The organism is Xanthomonas sp. NCPPB 1325 (assembly GCF_041477645.2).
In the GTDB taxonomy this organism is placed as follows: domain Bacteria; phylum Pseudomonadota; class Gammaproteobacteria; order Xanthomonadales; family Xanthomonadaceae; genus Xanthomonas; species Xanthomonas cannabis.
Genome location: NZ_CM192985.1, coordinates 3,301,920 through 3,323,642, shown reverse-complemented (window position 1 = coordinate 3,323,642; position 21,723 = coordinate 3,301,920). Strand labels below are relative to the sequence as shown.

Here is a 21,723-nt window from a genome sequence, read left to right as displayed (position 1 = left end):
TTTTGAACGAGGAATCAGCGCAGGGAAATCGGAGGCCAGTCGATGCAAGCTCAGGGCGTACTGTTCGGGCAGATCGCCGCCGTATTCGGCATCGTGATCGCCGGCGTGTGGAGTGCAACGCAATGGACAGCCGCCGCCCTGGGCTATCAACTATGCCTTGGCTCGCCGTGGTTCGACTTCTTTGGAACTCCGGTCTATCACCCTTGGCGGCTGTTCGAGTGGTGGTTCTTCTTTGACGCCTACGCGCCGCACGTCTTCGATATCGGCGGGGCTATCGCGGGTGGCAGCGGTCTGGTGGCCGTGGGGGTCGCCATCGCCATGTCGGTGTGGCGCTCGCGGCAAGCGCGCCTTGTCACCACCTACGGTTCGGCACGTTGGGCCGATGCGGACGACATACGCAAAGCCGGTCTGATCCAGCCCGACGGGGTTTTCCTCGGGCTGCATCGCGGCCAGTACCTTCGCCATGAAGGCCCGGAACACGTCCTGACCTTCGCCCCCACACGCTCGGGCAAGGGTGTGGGCCTGGTCGTTCCCACCTTGTTGAGTTGGCCCGCATCCGTCGTCGTTCACGACATCAAAGGCGAGAACTGGACGCTCACCGCAGGCTGGCGTTCGCGGTTTAGCCACTGCCTCCTGTTCAACCCCACGGATGCGCAGTCGGCAGCCTACAACCCGCTGCTCGAAGTCCGGCGCGGCGCGCATGAAGTCCGCGACGTGCAAAACGTGGCGGACATTCTGGTCGATCCCGATGGTGCGCTTGAGCGCAGGAACCATTGGGAAAAGACCAGTCATGCGCTGCTGGTCGGCGCGATCCTGCATGTGCTCTACGCGGGCGAGGACAAAACGCTACGCGGCGTCGCCAACTTCCTCAGCGACCCTGCTTGTCCCTTCGAGCTGACGCTGCACCGGATGATGACGACGAAGCACCTGGGCGATGCGCCTCACCCGGTTGTCGCATCCGCTGCGCGCGAAGTGCTGAACAAGTCAGACAACGAGCGGTCGGGCGTGCTCTCCACCGCCATGTCGTTTCTCGGTCTGTACCGCGACCCGACCGTGGCCGAAGTCACGTCGCGCTGCGACTGGCGCATCGCCGACCTGATTTCCGCCGAGCATCCGGTATCGCTCTATCTGGTCGTGCCGCCTTCCGACATCAGCCGCACCAAGCCGCTGATCCGGCTCATCTTGAACCAGATCGGGCGGCGGCTGACCGAATCGCTCGATGGCAGCGACGGCATCGCGCGCCGCCACAAGCTGCTGCTGATGCTGGACGAATTTCCGGCGCTGGGTCGTCTGGACTTCTTCGAGTCCGCACTTGCCTTCATGGCCGGCTACGGCATCCGCAGCTTTCTCATCGCTCAGAGCCTGAACCAGATCGACAAGGCGTATGGGCAGAACCATTCCATCCTCGACAACTGCCATGTCCGGGTGACTTTCGCCACCAACGACGAAAGGACGGCGAAAAGGATTTCCGAAACCCTCGGCACTGCCACCGAGCTTCGCGCGCAGCGCAACTACGCCGGCCACCGGCTCGCTCCATGGCTGGGGCACCTGATGGTGTCGCGTCAGGAAACCGCGCGTCCGCTGCTGACGCCCGGCGAGGTGATGCAGCTTCCGCCCGATGACGCCGTGGTCATGGTGTCCAGCGTCGCCCCGATCCGCGCGAAGAAGCTGCGCTACTACGCCGACGCCAATTTCAAGAATTGCGTCCTGCCACCGCCCGCGCTCGCAGTCGGGAGGTACGCCGACGCGCCGCCAGCCCACCCCGACGACTGGAGCGGCTTGGCGATCCCGGCCGTACCTGCGGCGCCGGCCTCGGCATCCGCCGATGGCCTGGGCGGCACCGATGACGGCGGCCCGCGCCGCCAGCCCGAACTCTCCGAAACCGTCGCCTACGACCCCGAGCCTGACGCACATGCGAACGACCTGGCTCTGCTCGATGACGACGACCTGGTGCTGCCACTTCCCGGCCAGCTCGACCCGTCCATGCAGCGCACGGCCCGGCTGGCTTCCCTCGACCCCAACGACGGAATCGACCTATGAGCCAATACCGCCTCAACCTTTTCATCCAGCCCGAGCACGCCAAGCGCCTGGACGAACTGGCCGCCAAGAAAGGTGTGTCCAAGTCCTCCATCGTCGCAGCGGCCTTGGCGTCCTGGCTGTCACCGGATGCTGGCGACCAGCGTGAGGCCGCTATTGCCAAGCGGCTGGATCGACTGTCGCGGCAGACCGAACGCCTGGAGCGCGACCAGAACATCCAGATCGAAACGCTGGCGCTGTTCATCCGCTATTTCCTGACCGTCAGCACGCCAGTGCCAGAAGCCCACCAGGACGCGGCCCGCGTCCAGGGCAAGGCGCGCTTCGAGCAGTTCGTCGAGCAGTTGGGCCGTCACCTGCTGCGTGGCCGCAGTCTGGTGCGCGACGTGGTGGAGGAATTGCACCCCGATCCGATGCGGATGGATGACGCAGCAGCGATGGCGTCCGCCCATGAACGAACTGCGGAGCGTGCATCATGAGTGCCGTTCCGCAGATCCCGCCCGAACCCCGGTCATCCGCAGCGGCGTCCCAGGATCGCCGCATCCAGATGCTGCGCACGGCGATGGGGCCGCTGATCGCCGCTGCGCTCGAAGACCCGGACGTGGTGGAAATCATGCTCAACCCGGATCGCACCCTGTGGGTGGATCGGTTGTCGTCGGGTCGCTCGCCGCTGGGCGTGGAACTGCCCGAAGCAGATGGCGAACGCATCATCCGCCTGGTAGCCGCGCATGTCGGTGCGGAGGTGCATCGCAGCCAGCCGCTCTTGACCGCCGAGCTGCCGGAAACCGGCGAGCGTTTCGAGGGCATCCTGCCACCGGCCGCCCCGGGGCCAGCCTTCGCGCTGCGCAAGCGGGCCGTGAGCATCATCGGTCTGGATCGCTACGTGGCCGACGGCATCCTGACCGCCGGGCAGGCCGAGTTCCTGCGCCGCGCCGTGCGCGAGCGGCAGAACATCCTGATCGCCGGCGGCACTAGCACCGGCAAGACCACGCTGGCGAACGCGCTGCTGGCCGAGATCGCCGCCACAGGCGACCGCGTGCTGGTGCTCGAAGACACCATCGAGCTGCAATGCGCGGCCCGCGACCATGTGCCGCTGCGCACCCGCGCCGGCGTCGTCACCATGACCGAGCTGGTGCGGGCCACGATGCGCCTGCGGCCTGACCGCGTGATCGTCGGCGAGGTGCGCGGCGGCGAGGCCCTCGACCTCATCAAAGTGTGGGGCACCGGCCACCCCGGCGGCATTGCAACCATCCACGCCGGCTCCGCGCTGGGCGCCTTGCTGCGCCTCGAACAGTTGATTCTCGAAGTCGCTGTGAATCCGCCGCGGGCGCTGATCGCCGAGGCGGTCAACGTCGTCATTCACATCGCCGGACGCGGCCGCAAGCGCCACGTCGAAACCATCGCCCGTGTCGTCGGCTTCGACGGCACCGGCTATCGCCTGGCGGACGCGCTGGAAACGCCGTTTCCCAAGCTGACGCCGGCTCCTCTCGCAGCCGACGCCGCTGCACATCCCCGTCCCCCAACCAACTTGGAGAACTGCCATGACGCACGTTGATTCTTTCCGCTTTTCCGTAAATCCGCTTCCTCACCTGTCCGGCCTAGCGCGACTGCGCAGCCTCGCCCGCCCTGCGGGGCAAGGGCTGCTGCTGGCCGCGCTGCTGCTGTTGCTGGCGGGCACGGCGCAAGCCGCCGGTTCCTCGATGCCGTGGGAGGGGCCCTTGCAGTCGATTCTGGATTCGATCCAGGGGCCGGTGGCACGCATCGTCGCGGTCATCATCATCATCGCCACGGGCCTGGCGCTGGCCTTCGGCGACACCAGCGGCGGCTTTCGCAAGCTGATCCAGATCGTGTTCGGGTTGAGCATCGCGTTCGCCGCTTCCTCGTTCTTCCTGTCGTTCTTCTCGTTCTCCGGCGGGGCCGTCGTATGAGTACGGCCAGCGACCTTCCGGGCTTCGAGGTGCCGCTGCATCGCTCGCTGACCGAGCCAATCCTGCTGGGCGGCGCGCCGCGCACCGTGGCAATTGCCAACGGCACGCTGGCCGCCGCCGTCGGACTGGGCCTGCAACTGTGGATTCCCGGCGTGGTGCTCTGGATCGTCGGCCACTCGCTGGCCGTATGGGGTGCTCGCGTCGATCCGCAGTTCATGCAGGTCTTCGCGCGGCATATCAAACACCGCCCGCTTCTGGACGTGTGAGGGGAGGACGCCATGCTGAACCTTGCCGAATATCGTCAGCGCCCGGCCTTGCTTGCCGACTGGCTGCCCTGGGCCGGGCTGGTCGCGCCGGGCGTTGTACTGAACAAAGATGGTTCGTTTCAACGCACGTTCCAGTTTCGCGGTCCCGACCTGGACAGTGCGACACAGGGCGAACTGATTGCCACGTCGGCGCGGCAGAACAACGCGCTTCGCCGTACCGGGTCTGGCTGGGCCTTCTATATCGAGGCCGAGCGAATGCGGGCATCGAGCTATCCGCAGTCCTCCTTTCCCGAACCACTGTCCTGGCTGGTGGATGAGGAGCGACGCGCGGCGTTCGAGGAGTCGGATGGCCATTTCGAGAGCGTCTATCACTTCACGTTGCAACACCTACCGCCGCAAGAGTCTCGCGCCCGTGCGGCTGGGATGCTGTACGAGAACCGGCCCACCGAGGGCGTGGACTGGCGCGGTCGGCTCGATTCCTTCGTGGCAGAGACCGATCGCGTGTTCGACCTGCTCGATGGTGTGATGCCGGAGATTGCCTGGCTGGACGACAGCCAGACGCTGACCTACCTGCATGCCACAGTCTCCACGCGCCGCTATCGCGTCGGCGTGCCCGACGTGCCGTTCCATATCGACGCGCTGCTGGCCGATGCCGCGCTGGTCGGCGGCCTGGCGCCCATGCTGGGCGATCAGCACCTGCGCGTGGTGTCGGTACGAGGCTTCCCGACCTCGACCTGGCCGGGGATTTTGGACGACCTCAACCGCCTGGGCTTTGCGTATCGCTGGAATACGCGCTTCCTGTGTCTCGACAAAGCCGAGGCGGAACGGGAGTTGGGGCGCTTGCGGCGCCAATGGTTCGCCAAGCGCAAGAACGTCATCGCGCTGCTGCGCGAAACGATCTTTCAGCAGGAAAGCCCGCTGGTCGATACCGATGCCAGCAACAAGGCCGCCGACGCCGATGCCGCCTTGCAGGAGCTGGGCAGCGATCAAGTCGCCTTCGGCTACCTCACCGCCACGGTGACGGTGCTCGACGCCGACCCGGCCGTGGCCGACGAGAAGCTGCGCATGGTGGAGCGCGTTATCCAAGGCCGGGGCTTCGTGACGATCCCCGAAACCCTCAACGCGGTCGATGCCTGGCTGTCGTCCGTCCCCGGCAACGCATACGCGAACGTGCGTCAGCCCATCGTTTCGACGCTGAACCTGGCGCACATGATGCCGATGTCAGCGGTATGGGCCGGGCCGAAGAAGAACGACCACCTCGACGGCCCGCCGCTGATCGTGACACGCACCGATGGTGCGACGCCGTTCCGGCTGGTAACGCACATCGGCGACGTGGGCCACACCCTTGTCGCCGGGCCGACTGGCATGGGCAAGTCGGTGCTGCTCGCCATCCTGGCCATGCAGTTCCGGCGCTACTTCGGCTCGCGGATCTTCGCCTTCGACATGGGGCGCTCGATGCGCGCCACCATCCTCGGCCTTGGCGGTGAGCACTACGACCTCGGTGCCGATGGCGGCATCGCCTTCCAGCCACTCGCGCGAATTGCCCACGAGGGCTACCGCACCTGGGCCGCGGAATGGGTGGAGGGCCGGCTGCTGCACGAAGGCGTGACGGTCGGCCCGGACGAGAAGGCTGCCATCTGGTCGGCGCTGAGAAGCCTTGCCGGTGCGCCGGTGGAGCAGCGCACCATGACCGGCTTGTCGGTGTTATTGCAGTCCAACGCGCTGCGCCAAGCGCTCGCGCCCTATGTGCTGGGCGGCGCACACGGCAAGCTGCTGGACGCTGACCACGACCGGCTGGGCATGGCCGACGTGCAGGGCTTCGAGATGGAAGAACTGATGCACAGCCCCGCCGCCGTGCAAGCGGTGCTGCGCTACCTGTTCGCCCGCTTCGACGAGCGTTTCGACGGTGCGCCGACGCTGCTGATCCTCGATGAAGCGTGGCTATTCCTTGATGAGCCATCTTTCGCGGCCCGCATCCGGCAATGGCTCAAGACGCTCAGGAAAAAAAACGTCAGCGTCATCTTCGCCACGCAGTCGCTGGCCGACATCAAGGATTCGACCATCGCGCCCGCGATCATCGAGAGTTGCGCCAGTCGGATTTTCTTACCTAATCCGCAGGCGACCGAGCCGCAGATTCGCACGATCTACGAGGGCTTCGGGCTCAACAGCCGGCAGATCGAGATCGTCGCCACCGCGCAGCCCAAGCGCGACTACTACTACCAGTCGCGCCTCGGCAACCGCCTATTCGACCTCGACCTGGGGCCTGTCGCGCTCGCATTCGCGGGCGCATCCACCCCTCAAGACCAACGCGATATTGACCGCGTGCTGACGCAGGCCGGCGCTCCCGGCTTCGCCGGCGCGTGGCTGCGCCATCGCGGCCTCGGCTGGGCCGCCGACCTGCTGCCGTCCGCTCCGGCGGCAGCTTCCTTTCTCGCTTCTCAACCGCTGGAGGTTTCACTATGAAGACCAAGCCCCGTTTGCTCTCTGTCTCACTCGCTGCTGTGTTGTCGGTATTGCTGCTGGCCATGCAGCCCGCATCCGCGCTGACGGTGTTCGACCCGTCCAACTTCGTGCAGAACACGCTGACCGCCGTGCGCACGCTGGAACAGATCAACAACCAGATCAACCAGCTCCAGAACGAGGCGCAGATGTTGATGAACCAGGCCAGGAATCTGGCAAACCTCGACTTCAACATCGTCAACCGCCTGCGCTCGACGCTCGCCACCACCGAGCGCCTGATCGCCGAGGCGCGCGGCTTGGCCTACGACGTGCAGAGCATGGATGCCACGTTCGCCCGCCTGTACCCGGAACAGTACGCCGCCACCATCAGCGGCGACCGCTTGGCGCAGGACGCCCGCGAACGCTGGCAGAACACCTTGAACGGCCTGCACACCGCGATGCGGATGCAGGCGCAGGTGTCGCAGAACCTCGCCCAAGACGAAAGCGCGCTGGCCGACCTCGTGAACCAGAGCCAATCGGCGACCGGCGCGCTGCAAGCGATGCAGGCGACGAACCAGCTCCTGGCTTTGCAGGCCAAGCAGTCGATCCAGGGGCAGCAGCTCCAGATCACGCAAGACCGGGCCGCTTCGCTGGAACTGGCGCGGCAAGCGGCGGCTATGGAGCGCGCCCGCGAAGTGCGGCGGCGCTTCCTCGGCACCGGCACGCCGTACACGCCGCAGTCCGTCAACTTCTACAACAACTGACCGGAGGCGGCCATGCGAAGCGCTTCCGTCCTGCTGGCCGTGCTGCTGACCGCGTGCGGCCAGCAGCCGGCCGAGAACCTGGCCGACGCCCTGGCCGCAGATCCGGTGCGGCTCAAGGCATTGCGCGGGCAATGCGCGGCCGACCGGCAGGCCGTGGGCGAGGATGCCTGCCGCGCCGCCGCCGAAGCCTTCCGGCGGCGCTTTTTCGCCGGCCATACCGGGCCGGACGAATACAACTCGCTGGCTGAACTTCCGCCGATTCCGCCGAGCTTCGATACGCCCGCAGATGAATTGCCAGAGGGCGCCGTTCTGCTCACTCCGTCCGAGGATTCGCCATGAACGACGTGACCATCATCGACCGTTTCCTCGATACGTTCTCGCGCTACATCGACTCGGGCTTCGGTTTGTTGCAGGGCGAAGTGGCGTTTCTCACCGCCACACTCATCGTCATCGACATGACGATCGCTGGTCTTTATTGGGCCATGAGCCACGCCACCGGCCAGGGCGATGACGTGATCGCCAAGCTGCTGCGCAAGGTGCTCTATGTCGGCGCGTTCGCCTACATCATCGGCAACTTCAACTGGCTGGCGAGCATCGTGTTCCGCTCGTTCGCCGGCTTGGGGATCACCGCGACCGGCTCGGCCATCACGATGGAGAACTTCCTTCAGCCTGGCCGGCTGGCGAAGACCGGCATCGACGCTGCCGCGCCGATTCTGGAACAGATCGGGGACATGGCTGGGTTCCCCGAGGTGTTCGTGAACATCGACCCCATCGTGGTGCTGTTCATCGCCTGGCTGGTGGTGATCCTCTGCTTCTTCGTGCTGGCGGTACAGCTTTTCATCACGCTGATCGAGTTCAAGCTGACCACGCTCGCCGGCTTCGTCTTGATCCCGTTTGCACTCTGGAACAAGACCTCGTTCCTCGCGGAAAAGGTGCTGGGCAACGTGGTGTCGTCAGGCATCAAGGTCTTGGTGCTGGCCGTCATCGTCGGCATCGGTTCCGGCCTGTTCGCCGAGTTCCAGGTGCATCCCGACGAGCCATCCATCGACCACGCGCTGGTCGTGATGCTGGCCTCGCTCGCGCTGCTTGCGCTGGGCATTTTCGGACCCGGTATCGCCACCGGCCTGGTGTCCGGTGCGCCGCAGCTTGGTGCGGGCGCGATGGCTGGTGCTGCGGTCGGCGCTGTCGGCACCGGCGTTGCCATCGGCGCCGCCGCAACGGGCGTGGGCGGCGCCGTCATGGCCGGTGCACGAATGGCCCCGGCGGCCGCAAAGCTGGCCGGTGCCGGGGCGCGTGCCGCGACTTCGGCGGCCGGCAGTGCCCGATCGGCGTTCCAGGCCGGTTCCACTGCGGCCGGCGGCGGTGCCAAGGGCGCGGCGGCTGGCCTCGGCAATGTCGCCAAGACCGGCGCACAAGCCGCAGGCCGCCGCGTCGCCTCTGGAGCTTCCGCTGCGGGGCAGAAGATGGCCGATTTCTTCCGCGCTGGCTGGAACGGCACAGAAGCCGGCAGCGACGGTGCTGGCCCCGGCCAGACCGCAGACGGCGCCGCAGGCTCGCAGAAGCAAGAGCAACCGGCCTGGGCCAAGCGGATGCACCGGCGCCAGCAGGCCACCCATGCCGCGACCACTGCTGCCCACACGCTGCGCGGCGGCGACGGCGGCGGCTCCGGGCAAGGCCCGAGCCTGCGGGATTCCGATACCTAACCTTCAAGGAGAACACCCATGCGATTCAAACGCCCGCAGGTGCGCTACGCCGATACGCCGCAGCCTGCCACCCCGTATCAAGCCGCCGCCCAGGTATGGGACGACCGTATCGGCTCGGCTCGCATGCAGGCCAAGAACTGGCGACTGATGGCCTTCGGCTGCCTGGTGCTCGCGCTGCTGATGGCCGGCGGCCTGGTGTGGCGCTCGGCGCAGTCCATCGTGACGCCCTATGTCATCGAGGTCGATCAGGCCGGGCAGGTGCGCGCCGTAGGTGAGGCCGCCACGCCGTACCGGCCCGGCGACGCGCAGATCGCGCACCACCTGGCGCGCTTCGTGACGCTGGTTCGCTCGCTGTCCATCGATCCCATCGTGGTGCGGCAGAACTGGCTCGATGCCTACGACTACACCACCGACAAGGGCGCGGCGGTGCTCAACGACTACGCCCGCACCAATGACCCATTCGCCCGCATCGGCAAGGAATCGGTGACGGTGCAGATCACCAGCGTGGTTCGCGCCAGCGACACGTCTTTCAACGTGCGCTGGACAGAGCAGCGCTACGTCAACGGTGCGCCCGCCGGCACCGAACGCTGGAACGCCGTGCTTTCGACCGTCCTGCAAACCCCGCGTACCGAACAGCGCCTGCGCAAGAACCCATTGGGTATCTACGTCAACGGACTGTCATGGAGCCGCGAACTGGATTCTTCCGAAGGAGCCAAACCATGAAACTTCGTTTCCGCCTTTACGTTTTTCCTTTGACGCTGCTGGCCCTCGCGGGCTGCGCCTCGCAGGGCAAGCCGCCGCCGTCCATCTCGCTCGACGAGCCGGTGCTGGCCCAGCCGTTGCCCGAACCGCCCAAGCCCGTCGAAGTCGTCGCCGTCCCTGAACCGCTGGCGCTGCCAGCGCAGTTGAAGCCGCTGCCGGAAGTCGATGAAGCCCCCGCTGCGCCGGAGCCGGCCGACGAAAAGGTGCGCGTTTCCCGTGCCAATGCAGAAGCGCGTATCGCGCCTACCCGTGAGGGCTACGTCAACGCGATTCAGGTGTGGCCGTTCACCGATGGCGCGCTTTATCAGGTCTATGCGTCGCCGGGGCGCGTGACGGTGGTTTCGCTTCAACCGGGCGAGGAACTGGTGACGGTCGCCGCCGGCGATACCGTGCGCTGGATCGTGGGCGACACGTCCAGCGGCGGCGGGGCCGATCTGCGCGTCAATGTGCTGGTCAAGCCCATCCGTTCCGGTCTGAAAACCAATCTCGTCATCACCACCAGTCGGCGCACCTACCTGCTGGAGCTGACCTCGACCGAGAAGGCATGGATGGCGTCGGTATCCTGGGACTACCCGAAAGACCGGATGCTCGCGTTGCAGCGCCAGGCGCAGGCTGCGCAGGCGACAACGCCTGTCGATACGGGCCTGTCGCTGGACAAGATCCGCTTCCGCTACGCGGTATCGGGCAGCAACCCGCCGTGGAAGCCGCTACGCGCCTTCGATGATGGAGAGAAGGTCTATATCCAGTTTCCGGCCGGCATTGCTCAGGGTGAGTTGCCGCCGCTGTTTGTCATCGGCGCGCAGGGCGACGGGCAATTGGTGAACTACCGTTTCCGCGCGCCGTACTACGTCGTGGATCGCCTGTTCGGCGCGGCCGAACTGCGGCTGGGCGGCGACGGCGGCGACTTGGTGCGGATCGAGCGCACCGATGGCGTTGCGCGGAGGAACTGACCATGAGCCAGGATGACACTCCCGACCTTGCCGCGCCGCAGGCGGCGGGCAAGATCGCTCCCGAGGCGGTGGCGCTGCGCGCCCAGCCGCGCCCGGTCACGCGCCTGAATCGGCGCACGCTGGCCATCCTCGCCGGCGTCCTGGCGGTGGCCGTGCCCGGCGCGCTGATGTGGTCGCTGCAACCTCAGCGGCGCGGTCCGGGCGAGCAGACCGAGCTTTACAACGTCGATCGTGTCTCGAAGTCGGAAGGACTGGATGCACTGCCGACGGACTACTCCAAGCTGCCGCCGGCGTTGCCGCCTGCCGTTCCCGAACTGGGGCCGCCGCTGCCGGGCGATCTTGGCCCTGCCATCGTGAAGTCGCAGCAGCCGGCGACGGCCGCCTACGCGGCCCCCGGCCACGACCCGAACGATGCTCTGCGCAAAGAAGCCGAAGCGGCCGCGGCCTCGTCCGTGTTCTTCCGCTCGGGAGGGCAGAATGCGGCGCCGGTGGCGCAGACACAGGTGGCCGCTGCGCCGGGCTTCGCCGCCAATGCGGCGTTTGACACGCTGGCGGCCGGGCCGGCCTCCACGGCGGCCCAGCCTGCTGACCCGACAGCGGTGCAAAACCGGCAAGACCAGAAAGAGGCTTTCCTGAAAGGTGGCTCCACTGAAACCCGTAATTCCGGCAATCTGACCCTGCCAACTTCGCCGTATCAGGTCATGGCCGGAACGGTGGTCGCAGGTGCCTTGGTGACGGGCATCAAGTCGGACTTGCCCGGCGACGTGATCGCCACGGTGACGGAGCCGGTCTATGACACAGCCACCGGGCGCTTCCTGCTGATTCCGCAGGGTTCGCGCATCCTGGGCAAATACAACAGCCAGGTCAGCTACGGGCAGAGCCGCGTTCAAGTCGTCTGGAACCGGATCATCCTGCCGGACACGTCTTCGCTCACGCTCGACAACCTGGCCGGCACCGACCCAGCCGGCTATGCCGGGCTGGAGGACGATGTGGACTACCACTGGGGCCGCATCTTTGCCGGTGCGGCACTCACCACGCTGCTGGGCGTCGGTGCCGAGCTGGCCGCGCCGGAGAACCGGCAGGATGGTGATCGCGTCATCATCGCTGGGCGCGACAGCGCGCAAGACAGCATCAATCAGGTCGGCCAGGAGATGACCCGGCGCAACCTCAACATCCAGCCGACCTTAACGCAACGGCCGGGCCTACCGGTTCGCATCATCGTCAACCGGGATCTGGTGCTGCGGCCGTATCAGCCGCTGTTCTTCAACCGGGGGACTTCACGATGAGCACGACCAAGAAGCTGCGGCTCGGGCCGCTGCCGAAAACCGAATCTACTAAGCTCACCTTCACTTGCCCAACCAGCCTGAAAGCCGACCTTGACCGCTACGCCGGGCTTCACGCGCAGGCGTATGGCGAGGCGGTCGATGCCCTGACGCTGATTCCGCACATGCTGGAGGCGTTCATGGCTGGAGACCGGGGATTCAGGAAGGGAGGAACGAGCAAGACCGAGCCCCCGAAGTCAAGTTGACGATGCCAGCGCAGCCACCACTGCCCACAATGAAAGCGCAGCCAGTGGGCTGCGCTTTCGCTTTTGAGGAAGTCTTGTGGCAGGTCAGGGCTGTGATACCGATGCGATCTTGCACGCTGCGACGCTCTTACGCTTTCCACCTCCAAGCGCCTATACGACACCTAGCTCGAAAAGCGACAACCGCACACAGAAGCCAGAAACTGGCCTAACCTGTTGTCCCACAAGCCTTATAGCCGCGCTGCATCCCTCATCAAAGAGCTTGACAGCGGACATTTTTTATTCCTGCGAGGTGCCAGGGAGCGCAGATCCAGTTTTCTCCTCGCAGGCGACGTTCGATCCCGTCGAATCTCGCCACGTCTGCTTGCTGGCGATGCGGCGGCGATCGTGTGCAACGCGACGCGTCGAGCCTTCTTCCCGGCCTGGCGACGCTCGCCGCAGCCGGCACACTGCTACGTTGCCGGCCCAGCGTCGGCCGCGCTCAGGCCCAGTCCAAGGTGCCGCGAATCACCGTCTGGACCTGGCCGCCCGACCACACGGCACCGTCGCCGTCGATGCGTAGTTCCAGCAGGGCATCGAAGCCGATTTCGCGCCCCTGGCTGACCACGTAGCGGCGGTCCTTGCCGGGCAGTGCGTGGCGGCTGTCCAGCCAGGCGGCGAGCACGGCATTGGCCGCGCCAGAGGCGGCATCTTCAAAACGCCGGCCGTTGCCGACAAAGGCGCGCACAGCCAGATCGTAGGCACCGGCGGTGGCGGCGCGCGCATACGCAAACACGCCCATGCTGCCGGTGGATTCGGCCAACGCGGCGATCGCCTCCCACTCCGGCTGCAGGCCGCGCAGCGCGGCCTCGCTGGCCAGCTCCACCACCCACCAGGTGCGGCCGCCGTCCATCAGTGCGGGCGGCAGGGTACCCAACGACCAGCCATGCAGTGCGTCGCGCAGGCGCGGGTCATCGGCCTGCACCTGCTCGGCGACGCGCGCGCGCGGGGTGCGGATGGCGATGCTGCGGTGGCCATCGATCTGCTCCACGCGCAGCGGCAACTGGCCGGCGATGCCGTCCTGCACCAGCACGCCGTCGTCGGGCGCGGCCAGGCCGGCCTCGAGCACCGCATGCGCCGTGCCCACGCTGGGGTGGCCGGCGAACGGCACCTCCTTGTGCGGGGAAAACATGCGCAGCCGGTAGCTGCTGTGCGCGTCCGCCGCGGGGAACACAAAGGTGGTCTCCGGCAGCTTGGTCCAGCGCGCAATCGCCTGCATGGCCACATCGTCCAGGCCCTGCGCATCCAGCACCACCGCCAGCGGATTGCCGCTGCCGGGGCGGGCGGAGAACACATCCAGTTGCAGGAAACGGCGGGTGGTCATGAGGGCGGATCCGCGGACAGGGCGCGGCAGCTTACCAATCGATGCGTCCGTCGATCACCTGCAGGGTCGTACCGCCGATCCAGACCTCCCCTGCAGCGTCCACTTCGATGTGGATGCGGCCATCGCGGCCGACTTCGCGGCCCTGGCTGGCGACGTAGTGCAGCCCCGCGCCCGGCAGGCGGTTTTCGCCGTGCAGTCGCGCGGCAATGCACGCATTGGCACTGCCGGTGACCGGGTCTTCCGGGATGCCATCGCCAGGGCAGAACGCACGCACCACCAGGTCTTCGCTGCCGCCAGCTGCGGGCGCGTAAATCGTCAGCCCGGTGGCGGCGCTGGCCTGGGTCAGGCGGGTGATGGCGGCAAGATCGGGCACTGCCTGGCGCACCGCCGCCGCATCGGCCAGTTCCAGCAGCCACCAGTTCGGGCCATTGTTCCAGAGCGCTGCCGGGTGAGGGGCGGTGCGCAGGCCGGCAGCGGCTGCCTGCAGCGCTACCGCGTGGGTGTCACCGGTTGCGATGACGCGGGCACGCGGTGCGCGCAGTCGCACCTGCACGCTGCCGTGGCGGTCGAACACATCCACCGGCAGCACGCCGGCCGCGCATTGCTGACGCAGCCGGCCGTCGGCCTGGTAGCTGGTGAGTCCATGGGTCGCTGCGGCCCACGCCGCACCCACGCTGGGGTGGCCGGCAAACGGCAGTTCCGCGCGCGGGGTGAAGATACGGATGTGATAGTCGGCGTCGGGCACGCTCACGGGCACGAAGAAAATCGTCTCCGACAGGTTCAGCCATGCGGCGATCTGCTGCATCTGTTCGCCGGACAATGTGCCTGCATCGAACACCACGCCCAGTGGATTGCCGCCGCCGGTGCGGCTTGCGAAGACGTCCAGTTGCAGATAGCGGTGCTTGCTCATGATCGATGCGGACTCGGTGGTGGGAAGAGGTGCGGATGGTTGCAGCGCAAACCGTTGCCGCAAGATGCAACGCGCTGCGGACTGCGACCAGGCACGGGGTCATGCGGGCGGTATTGGCAGTAGAATCGGGGATTCCGCCCGGCATACCGGCTTTTCCCCCATCTTAAACGCCTACCCCATGTCAGCTCCCCACATTACCGATCGTTGGATCGTCCTCAAGTTCGGCGGCACCTCGGTGTCGCGTCGTCATCGCTGGGACACGATTGGAAAACTGGCGGGCAAACGGGCGAACGAAACCGGCGGCCGCGTGCTGGTGGTGGTGTCTGCACTGTCGGGCGTGACCAACGAGCTCACCGCCATTGCCGATGGTGCCGCCGACAGCGCGCAGCGGGTGGCAGCGCTGGAACAACGCCATCGCGACTTCCTTGCCGAGCTGGAGCTCGACGTCGATGCGGTGCTGGGCGAGCGTCTGGCCGCGCTGCATGCGCTGGTGGGCGATGCACGCGCCGCCACGCGCACGCTCGACTGGCAGGCCGAGGTGCTGGGGCAGGGCGAGTTGCTGTCCTCCACCATCGGCGCGGCGTATCTGCATGCCAGTGGCCTGGACATGGGCTGGCTGGATGCGCGCCAGTGGTTGTCGGCACTGCCGCCGCAACCCAATCAGAGCGAGTGGTCCAAGCGCCTGTCGGTGTCGTGCCAGTGGCAGTCCGATGCCGACTGGCGCGCGCGCTTCGATGCGCAACCCACGCGCTTGCTGATCACCCAGGGCTTCATTTCGCGGCACGCCGATGGCGGTACCGCCATTCTGGGGCGCGGTGGTTCGGATACCTCGGCGGCGTACTTCGGCGCGTTGCTGGGTGCCAGCCGGGTGGAAATCTGGACCGACGTGCCCGGCATGTTCAGCGCCAACCCGAAGGAAGTGCCGGACGCGCGCCTGCTGACCCGGCTGGACTATTACGAAGCGCAGGAAATCGCCACCACCGGCGCCAAAGTGCTGCATCCGCGCTCGATCAAGCCCTGCCGCGATTCCGGCGTGCCGATGGCGATCCTGGACACCGAGCGCCCCGATCTGCCCGGCACCAGCATCGACGGCAATGCCGAGCCGGTGCTGGGCGTGAAGGCAATCAGCCGCCGCAACGGCATCGTGCTGGTGTCGATGGAAGGCATCGGCATGTGGCAGCAGGTGGGCTTCCTCGCTGATGTGTTTACGCTGTTCAAGAAGCACGGTTTGTCGGTGGATCTGATCGGCTCGGCCGAAACCAACGTCACCGTGTCGCTGGATCCGTCGGAGAACCTGGTCAACACCGATGTGCTGGCGGCGTTGTCGGCGGACCTGTCGCAGATCTGCAAGGTCAAGATCATTGTTCCCTGCGCGGCCATCACCCTGGTCGGGCGCGGCATGCGTTCGCTGCTGCACAAGCTGTCCGACGTGTGGGCCACGTTCGGGCAGGAGCGCGTGCACATGATTTCGCAATCGTCCAACGACTTGAACCTGACCTTCGTCATCGACGAGGCCGATGCCGATGGTTTGCTGCCGATCCTGCATGCCGAGTTGATCGACAGCGGCGCGATGCCGGTGAGCGAAGGCGACGTGTTCGGCCCGCGTTGGCGCGAGATCATCGGCTCGGTGCGTCCGCGCCCCACGCCGTGGTGGCATGCCGAGCGCGCGCATCTGTTGTCGCTGTCCAGCGCCGGCACGCCGCGTTACGTCTATCACCTGCCCACGGTGCGCGCGCGGGCGCAGGCGCTGGCGCAGATCGCGGCGGTGGACCAGCGCTATTACGCGATCAAGGCCAATGCGCATCCGGCCATCCTGATAGCGCTGGAGCAGGCCGGTTTCGGTCTGGAATGCGTCTCGCATGGCGAATTGCGCCGTGTGTTCCAGACGCTGCCGGAGCTGTCGCCGCGCCGCGTGTTGTTCACGCCGAGCTTTGCGCCCAGGGCCGAGTACGAAGCGGCATTCGCGTTGGGTGTGACGGTGACCGTGGACAACGTCGAAGCGCTGCGCAACTGGCCGGAGGTGTTCCGCGGCCGCAACGTGTGGCTGCGCATCGACCTGGGTCATGGCGATGGCCATCACGAGAAGGTCAATACCGGCGGCAAGGCGTCCAAGTTCGGCCTGTCGTCCACGCGCGTGGATGAGTTCGTCGAGGTGGCGCGCACGCTGGAGGTCACCATCACCGGCGTGCACGCGCACCTGGGCAGTGGCGTGGAAACCGGCGAGCACTGGCGGATGATGTACGACGAACTGGCCGGTTTTGCACGGCGCATCGGCACCGTGGAAACCATCGATATCGGTGGTGGTCTGCCGATTCCGTACAGCGCCGAGGACGAACCGTTCGACCTGGAGGTGTGGGCCAAGGGCCTGGCCGAGGTCAAGGCCGTGCATCCGGGCTATCGCCTGGCGATCGAGCCGGGCCGTTACCTGGTGGCCGAAGCCGGCGTGCTGCTGGCGCAGGTGACCCAGGTGATCGAAAAGGACGGCGTGCAGCGCGTAGGCCTGGATGCGGGCATGAATACCTTGATCCGCCCGGCGTTGTACGACGCCTGGCACGACATCGAAAACCTCAGCCGGCTCGATGCGCCGGCCGATGGCAGCTTCGATATCGTCGGGCCGATCTGCGAATCGTCGGATGTATTCGGCAAGCGCCGCCGTCTGCCGGCGGCCACCGCGCCGGGCGATGTGGTGCTGGTGGCCGACGCCGGTGCGTACGGCTATTCGATGGCCAGCACCTACAACCAGCGCGAATTGCCGCGCGAAGAGGTGATCGATGCGCCCGCTGGCTGAGTTCGTGGCGCTCAGCACGCTGGCCGGTGGTGTGGCGATGGTGTTTTCCACCGCCATCGACATGGCCGGGCAGCCGGCGCCGTGGACCGACAGCCTGAAGTGGCTGCTGCCTGCATTGCTCGCTGCCGGCCTCGGTGCGTGGGGCGCGGCGCGTTGGCAGCGACGCCGCCAGGACCGCTCGCTGGCGCAGCACGCCGGTGGCATGGCGCTGCGCACGGTGCTGTTGAGCGCACTCGGCTATCTGCCGGCGTTGCTGCTGTACTTGCTGGTCGCACTGCTGGTCACCGGCGATGCGAAGGCGATCCGTGCGGACGTGATGCTGCTGTTGTTCCTGATCGGCTGCCTGCCGCTGCTGTGGGCGGCGGTGCCGTTTTCCATGATTGAATATGCCTTGTGCCGGCGTTATCTACGCCGTCAACGAGGTCTTGCAGGGTGTCCATGAGCGCTTTCGACAAACATCAGGTATCCACTTTCCGTTTCGTGCGCTGCGCGCTCGACGCGCAGACCGGCGTGGCGACGCTGGTGTATGCCTTCGACCAGGGCCCGGAACTGGTGGAGACGGTGGCCGTGCCGGGCGCACCGTTCGTGCTGGACGGCGCGCGCGCTGCCGCCGTGCAGCAGGCGCTGCAGCTGCTGCACCTGATCGCCGGCGTGAGCTACTACAAGGCCGCGGTGCCGCCGGCCATCGCCATCGACAGCTACAGCATCGATGCCGGCACCGCTGCGCTGGTGGAAAGCGTCTATCTGCATGGCCTGGGCGAGTTTGCCTACCGCAACGGCCTGAACCTGCACGGCAAGATCAATTTCCCGGTCGCAGCACACGCGCCCGCCGATGCGCCTGCGCTCGGCCTGCGCGAGCATGCGCTGGTGGCCATCGGTGGCGGCAAGGATTCGCTGGTCAGCATCGAGGCCCTGCGCCACGCCGGCGTGGCGCAGACCGTCAGCTGGATCGGCGGCTCGCAACTGATCCGCGCCTGCGCCGAACGTACCGGCCTGCCGGTGCTCAACATCGGCCGTGTGCTGGCGCCGGAATTGTTCGAGCTCAACCGCCAGGGCGCCTGGAATGGGCACATCCCGGTGACCGCGGTGAATTCGGCCATCCTGGTGCTGTCGGCGCTGCTGACCGGCGTGGATCAGGTGGTGTTCTCCAACGAACGCTCGGCCAGCTATGGCAGCCAGATTCCCGGCACCGGCGAGGTCAACCACCAGTGGTCCAAGGGCTGGGCGTTCGAGCAGGCCTTCGGCGATTACGTGCAACGGCACGTGGCAGCCGACCTGCGGTACTACTCGTTGCTGCGGCCGTTGTCGGAGCTGGCGGTGGCGCGGCAGTTTGCCAAGACCGATCACTACGACGCGCATTTTTCCAGCTGCAACCGCAACTTCCACATCATGGGCGAGCGGCCGGTGCATCGCTGGTGCGGTGTCTGCCCCAAGTGCCATTTCGTCTTTCTGGCGCTGGCACCGTTCATGCCCAAGACGCGTCTGGTCAAGATCTTCGGGCGCAACCTGATCGACGATGCCAGCCAGGCCGGCGGCTACGATGCGCTGCTGGAATTCCAGGATCACAAGCCGTTCGAATGCGTCGGCGAAGGCCGCGAATCGCGTGCGGCGATGGCGCTGCTGGCAACGCGCGCGGAGTGGAAGGAAGACGCGCTGGTGATGCGCTTCATCCGTGAGATCCAGCCGCAGCTGGATGCGCAGGCGTTGCAGATGGAGCCATTGATGGCCATCGATGGCGAGCACCGCATTCCTTCGGCGCTGTGGGAGCGCGTGCGTGCGAATTTCGCAGCTTGAGGGCAGGGCGGTTGCGTTGTGGGGTTGGGGGCGCGAGGGGCGCGCCGCCTATCGCGCGCTGCGGAGTGCCTTGCCCACCCAGCCGCTGACGGTGTTCTGCACCAACGAAGAGGCACGTGAGCTGGCTGCGCTGGCCGACGCGGCGCTGCAGGTGGAGACCGACGCCAGCGCGCAGGCCTTGGGCCGGTTCGAGATCGTGGTGAAGTCGCCGGGAATCAGCCCGTACCGCCCCGAGGCGCTCACCGCTGCAGCCGCGCACGGCACGCAGTTCATCGGCGGCACCGCGCTGTGGTTTGCCGAACATGCGCAGGCCGACGGCGCCGTGACGGGCGCCATCTGCGTCACCGGAACCAAGGGCAAAAGCACCACCACCGCGTTGCTGGCGCATCTGCTGCGCTGCGCCGGGCATCGCACCGCCCTGGTCGGCAATATCGGCCAACCCTTGCTGGAAGTGCTGGCACCGCAGCCGCCGCCGGCGTACTGGGCGATCGAACTGTCCAGCTACCAGACCGGCGAGGTCGGGCGCAGCGGCGCACGTCCGCAACTGGCGGTGGTGCTGAACCTGTTTCCCGAACATCTGGACTGGCACGGCGATGAAGCGCGCTACGTGCGCGACAAGCTGTCGCTGGTGACCGAAGGCCGGCCGCGGATCGCGTTGCTCAATGCTGCCGACCCGCTGCTGCGCGGACTGCAACTGCCCGACAGCGAGGTGCGCTGGTTCAACCATCCCGATGGCTGGCATCTGCGCGGCGATATGGTCTACCGCGGCGCGCAGGCGGTGTTCGATACCGCCGATGTGCCGCTGCCCGGCGAGCACAATCGACGCAACCTGTGCGCGGTGCTGGCTGCGGTGGAAGCGCTCGGCCTGGATGCCGCCGCGCTGGCGCCGGCGGCGCGGAGCTTTCGTCCGTTGCCCAATCGCCTGCAGCTGCTCGGCAGTGTGGATGGCATCAGTTACGTCAACGACTCGATCAGCACCACCCCGCATGCGTCGCTGGCTGCGCTGGCCTGTTTTGCGCAGCGTCGCGTTGCGTTGCTGGTTGGCGGGCATGACCGCGGGCTGGACTGGCAGGAGTTTGCCGCGCACATGGCGCAGCAGGCGCCGCTGGAGATCGTCACCATGGGCGCCAATGGCCCCCGCATCCATGCGCTGCTGGCGCCACTGGCCGCGACGGGACGGTTCGGCCTGCATGCCGCCGCCGACCTGGAACACGCCATGCAGCTGGCGCGCGATGCACTGGGCGAGCAGGGCGGCGTGGTGCTGCTGTCGCCGGGCGCGCCCAGCTTCGGCGCCTACAGCGATTACGTGGCGCGTGGCCGGCATTTCGCCCAGCTGGCGGGGTTCGACCCTGCGGCGATCAGCGCGATCCCGGGCCTGGGCGTGCAGTAAGAACGTTGTTCGCCTGCCCGCGCCACCGCATCGCTTGCGGTCAGGTGGCAGTGCGGCCGACTCGTCGCGCAGCTGACTGAGGTCAGCGAGTCCATGCCTGCGCACTTCCAGGCGGTGTGCAGTGAAGCGCGTTGCTCCGGCGTCTGCGGCCAACCCGCCCATCGTATCGGCGCGAACCGTTAGCCGGTTCACGACCAGCCGGTGATCGGGCAGGCCATTTTGCTACCGCCGCGCATCGCGACCACGCCTGCACGGCGGCTGGGCCTACACTCGCGGCAAATCCCCGGAGCAAGCGCATGCACAAGCAATGGTCGTGGAGCGGTGTGGGTCTGGTCGGCGTTCTGGCGTCGTTGGCACTGCCGGCGATGGCGGCGATGCAGGCCAGGCCGCTGGAATGGAAGATCGGCAAGGACACCTATAGCGGCGTGCTGGTCTACGACGATGCCGGCGCTGCCACGCGCCCCGGCCTGGTGATGGTGCCCAACTGGCGCGGCGTCAACGATTCGGCGGTGACCAAGGCCAAACAGCTGGCTGGCGACGATTACGTGGTGCTGGTGGCCGACGTATACGGCAAGGGCATCCGCCCCAAGGACGACACCGAAGCCGGTGCCCAGGCCAAGAAGCTGCGCGATGACCGGCCCACCTTGCAGGCACGTGCGCTCAAGGCGGTGGATGTGCTCAAGGCGCAGGCCGGCAAGGCGCCGCTGGACGCGTCACGGATCGGCGCGGTGGGCTTCTGTTTCGGCGGCACCACGGTACTGGAGCTGGTCCGCGCCGGCGCGCAGCTGGCTGGCGTGGTCAGCCTGCACGGCGGCATCGCCACGCCCGCTCCTGCTGCTGCCGGTTCGGCCAAAACACCGCTGCTGGTGCTCAATGGCGCCGACGACAAGAGCGTGACCAAGGCGGATATTGCGGCGTTCGAAACCGAAATGAATGGCGCCGGCGCCGATTGGCAGTTCGTCAATTTCAGCGGGGCGGTGCATTGCTTTGCCGAAGCCGATGCCAACAGCCCGCCGGGCTGCCTATATAACCCGCGCGCGGCCAAACGCGCCTACCGCATGCTGGGCGATTTCTTTGAGGAGCGGTTTGGTCGATAGCGGAGATTGG

General features: G+C 66.8%; 20 protein-coding genes. 18 read left to right on the top strand and 2 right to left on the bottom strand.

The genetic code is table 11. The annotated features are described in order from the left end of the window. Positions 1–42 precede the first annotated feature (42 nt). The 13 genes from ACCQ10_RS14165 to ACCQ10_RS14105 are packed head-to-tail and all read left to right on the top strand — an operon-like array spanning position 43 to position 12,374. Positions 43–2,040, top strand: a complete 1,998-nt coding sequence (locus ACCQ10_RS14165; protein ID WP_372361044.1) for a conjugal transfer protein TraG — start codon at positions 43–45, stop codon at positions 2,038–2,040. Further along, positions 2,037–2,513 carry a CopG family transcriptional regulator gene (locus ACCQ10_RS14160; protein ID WP_372361043.1) on the top strand — a complete coding sequence of 159 codons (477 nt, stop codon included), beginning with the start codon at positions 2,037–2,039 and terminating at the stop codon, positions 2,511–2,513. The genes ACCQ10_RS14165 and ACCQ10_RS14160 overlap by 4 nt, the downstream gene beginning before the upstream one ends. After that, on the top strand, positions 2,510–3,589 hold the full coding sequence (gene trbB, locus ACCQ10_RS14155; RefSeq protein ID WP_032805118.1) for a P-type conjugative transfer ATPase TrbB: 1,080 nt from the start codon (positions 2,510–2,512) through the stop codon (positions 3,587–3,589). The genes ACCQ10_RS14160 and trbB overlap by 4 nt, the downstream gene beginning before the upstream one ends. After that, positions 3,576–3,962, top strand: a complete 387-nt coding sequence (locus ACCQ10_RS14150) for a TrbC/VirB2 family type IV secretion system protein (RefSeq protein ID WP_007704369.1) — start codon at positions 3,576–3,578, stop codon at positions 3,960–3,962. The genes trbB and ACCQ10_RS14150 overlap by 14 nt, the downstream gene beginning before the upstream one ends. After that, a complete protein-coding gene (locus ACCQ10_RS14145) occupies positions 3,959–4,228 on the top strand; it encodes a VirB3 family type IV secretion system protein (RefSeq protein WP_006378802.1) in 270 nt (89 codons plus the stop codon). The genes ACCQ10_RS14150 and ACCQ10_RS14145 overlap by 4 nt, the downstream gene beginning before the upstream one ends. Before the next feature lie 12 nt (positions 4,229–4,240). After that, entirely contained in the window at positions 4,241–6,691 is a 2,451-nt protein-coding gene (gene trbE / locus ACCQ10_RS14140; RefSeq protein ID WP_038862369.1) for a conjugal transfer protein TrbE, read from the top strand. After that, positions 6,688–7,431 (top strand): P-type conjugative transfer protein TrbJ, encoded by a 744-nt coding sequence (trbJ, locus tag ACCQ10_RS14135; RefSeq protein WP_372363128.1) that lies wholly within the window; start codon positions 6,688–6,690, stop codon positions 7,429–7,431. Before trbE ends, trbJ begins: the two co-directional genes overlap by 4 nt. 12 nt (positions 7,432–7,443) lie before the next feature. Continuing rightward, positions 7,444–7,770, top strand: coding sequence for a hypothetical protein (locus ACCQ10_RS14130; protein WP_038858343.1), 327 nt, complete (start codon positions 7,444–7,446; stop codon positions 7,768–7,770). Continuing rightward, positions 7,767–9,134: a P-type conjugative transfer protein TrbL gene (gene trbL, locus ACCQ10_RS14125; RefSeq protein ID WP_053531560.1), complete on the top strand. Its 1,368-nt coding sequence runs from the start codon at positions 7,767–7,769 to the stop codon at positions 9,132–9,134. The genes ACCQ10_RS14130 and trbL overlap by 4 nt, the downstream gene beginning before the upstream one ends. Positions 9,135–9,152: 18 nt before the next feature. After that, the gene (gene trbF / locus ACCQ10_RS14120; RefSeq protein ID WP_007704357.1) at positions 9,153–9,857 is read left to right on the top strand and encodes a conjugal transfer protein TrbF; all 705 of its coding nucleotides are present in this window, start codon (positions 9,153–9,155) and stop codon (positions 9,855–9,857) included. Next, on the top strand, positions 9,854–10,846 hold the full coding sequence (trbG, locus tag ACCQ10_RS14115) for a P-type conjugative transfer protein TrbG (protein WP_038858346.1): 993 nt from the start codon (positions 9,854–9,856) through the stop codon (positions 10,844–10,846). Before trbF ends, trbG begins: the two co-directional genes overlap by 4 nt. A gap of 2 nt (positions 10,847–10,848) precedes the next feature. Continuing rightward, the gene (locus ACCQ10_RS14110) at positions 10,849–12,132 is read left to right on the top strand and encodes a TraB/TrbI/VirB10 family type IV secretion system protein (RefSeq protein WP_372361042.1); all 1,284 of its coding nucleotides are present in this window, start codon (positions 10,849–10,851) and stop codon (positions 12,130–12,132) included. Next, complete coding sequence (locus ACCQ10_RS14105; RefSeq protein ID WP_218503014.1) at positions 12,129–12,374, top strand: DUF2274 domain-containing protein; 246 nt, start codon at positions 12,129–12,131, stop codon at positions 12,372–12,374. Before ACCQ10_RS14110 ends, ACCQ10_RS14105 begins: the two co-directional genes overlap by 4 nt. 478 nt (positions 12,375–12,852) lie before the next feature. On the opposite strand, the gene ACCQ10_RS14100 is transcribed toward ACCQ10_RS14105, so the two are convergent. Both ACCQ10_RS14100 and ACCQ10_RS14095 read right to left on the bottom strand, forming a co-directional pair. Then, positions 12,853–13,734, bottom strand: coding sequence for a PhzF family phenazine biosynthesis protein (locus ACCQ10_RS14100; RefSeq protein WP_166751898.1), 882 nt, complete (start codon positions 13,732–13,734; stop codon positions 12,853–12,855). Between the two features lie 31 nt (positions 13,735–13,765). Beyond that, on the bottom strand, positions 13,766–14,644 hold the full coding sequence (locus ACCQ10_RS14095) for a PhzF family phenazine biosynthesis protein (protein ID WP_372361041.1): 879 nt from the start codon (positions 14,642–14,644) through the stop codon (positions 13,766–13,768). A 178-nt stretch (positions 14,645–14,822) separates the two neighbouring features. Between ACCQ10_RS14095 and ACCQ10_RS14090 the strand changes: the two genes are divergently transcribed. The 5 genes from ACCQ10_RS14090 (at position 14,823) to ACCQ10_RS14070 (ending at position 21,713) form a co-directional block, all read left to right on the top strand. Continuing rightward, entirely contained in the window at positions 14,823–17,432 is a 2,610-nt protein-coding gene (locus tag ACCQ10_RS14090; protein ID WP_372361040.1) for a bifunctional aspartate kinase/diaminopimelate decarboxylase, read from the top strand. Next, entirely contained in the window at positions 17,416–17,874 is a 459-nt protein-coding gene (locus ACCQ10_RS14085) for a hypothetical protein (protein WP_184374930.1), read from the top strand. The genes ACCQ10_RS14090 and ACCQ10_RS14085 overlap by 17 nt, the downstream gene beginning before the upstream one ends. Continuing rightward, a complete protein-coding gene (murL, locus tag ACCQ10_RS14080; RefSeq protein WP_372361039.1) occupies positions 17,871–19,226 on the top strand; it encodes a UDP-N-acetyl-alpha-D-muramoyl-L-alanyl-L-glutamate epimerase in 1,356 nt (451 codons plus the stop codon). The genes ACCQ10_RS14085 and murL overlap by 4 nt, the downstream gene beginning before the upstream one ends. Next, positions 19,207–20,616, top strand: a complete 1,410-nt coding sequence (gene murD, locus ACCQ10_RS14075) for a UDP-N-acetylmuramoyl-L-alanine--D-glutamate ligase (protein ID WP_372361038.1) — start codon at positions 19,207–19,209, stop codon at positions 20,614–20,616. The genes murL and murD overlap by 20 nt, the downstream gene beginning before the upstream one ends. 296 nt (positions 20,617–20,912) lie before the next feature. Continuing rightward, positions 20,913–21,713, top strand: a complete 801-nt coding sequence (locus ACCQ10_RS14070) for a dienelactone hydrolase family protein (RefSeq protein ID WP_372361037.1) — start codon at positions 20,913–20,915, stop codon at positions 21,711–21,713. Positions 21,714–21,723: the final 10 nt, after the last annotated feature.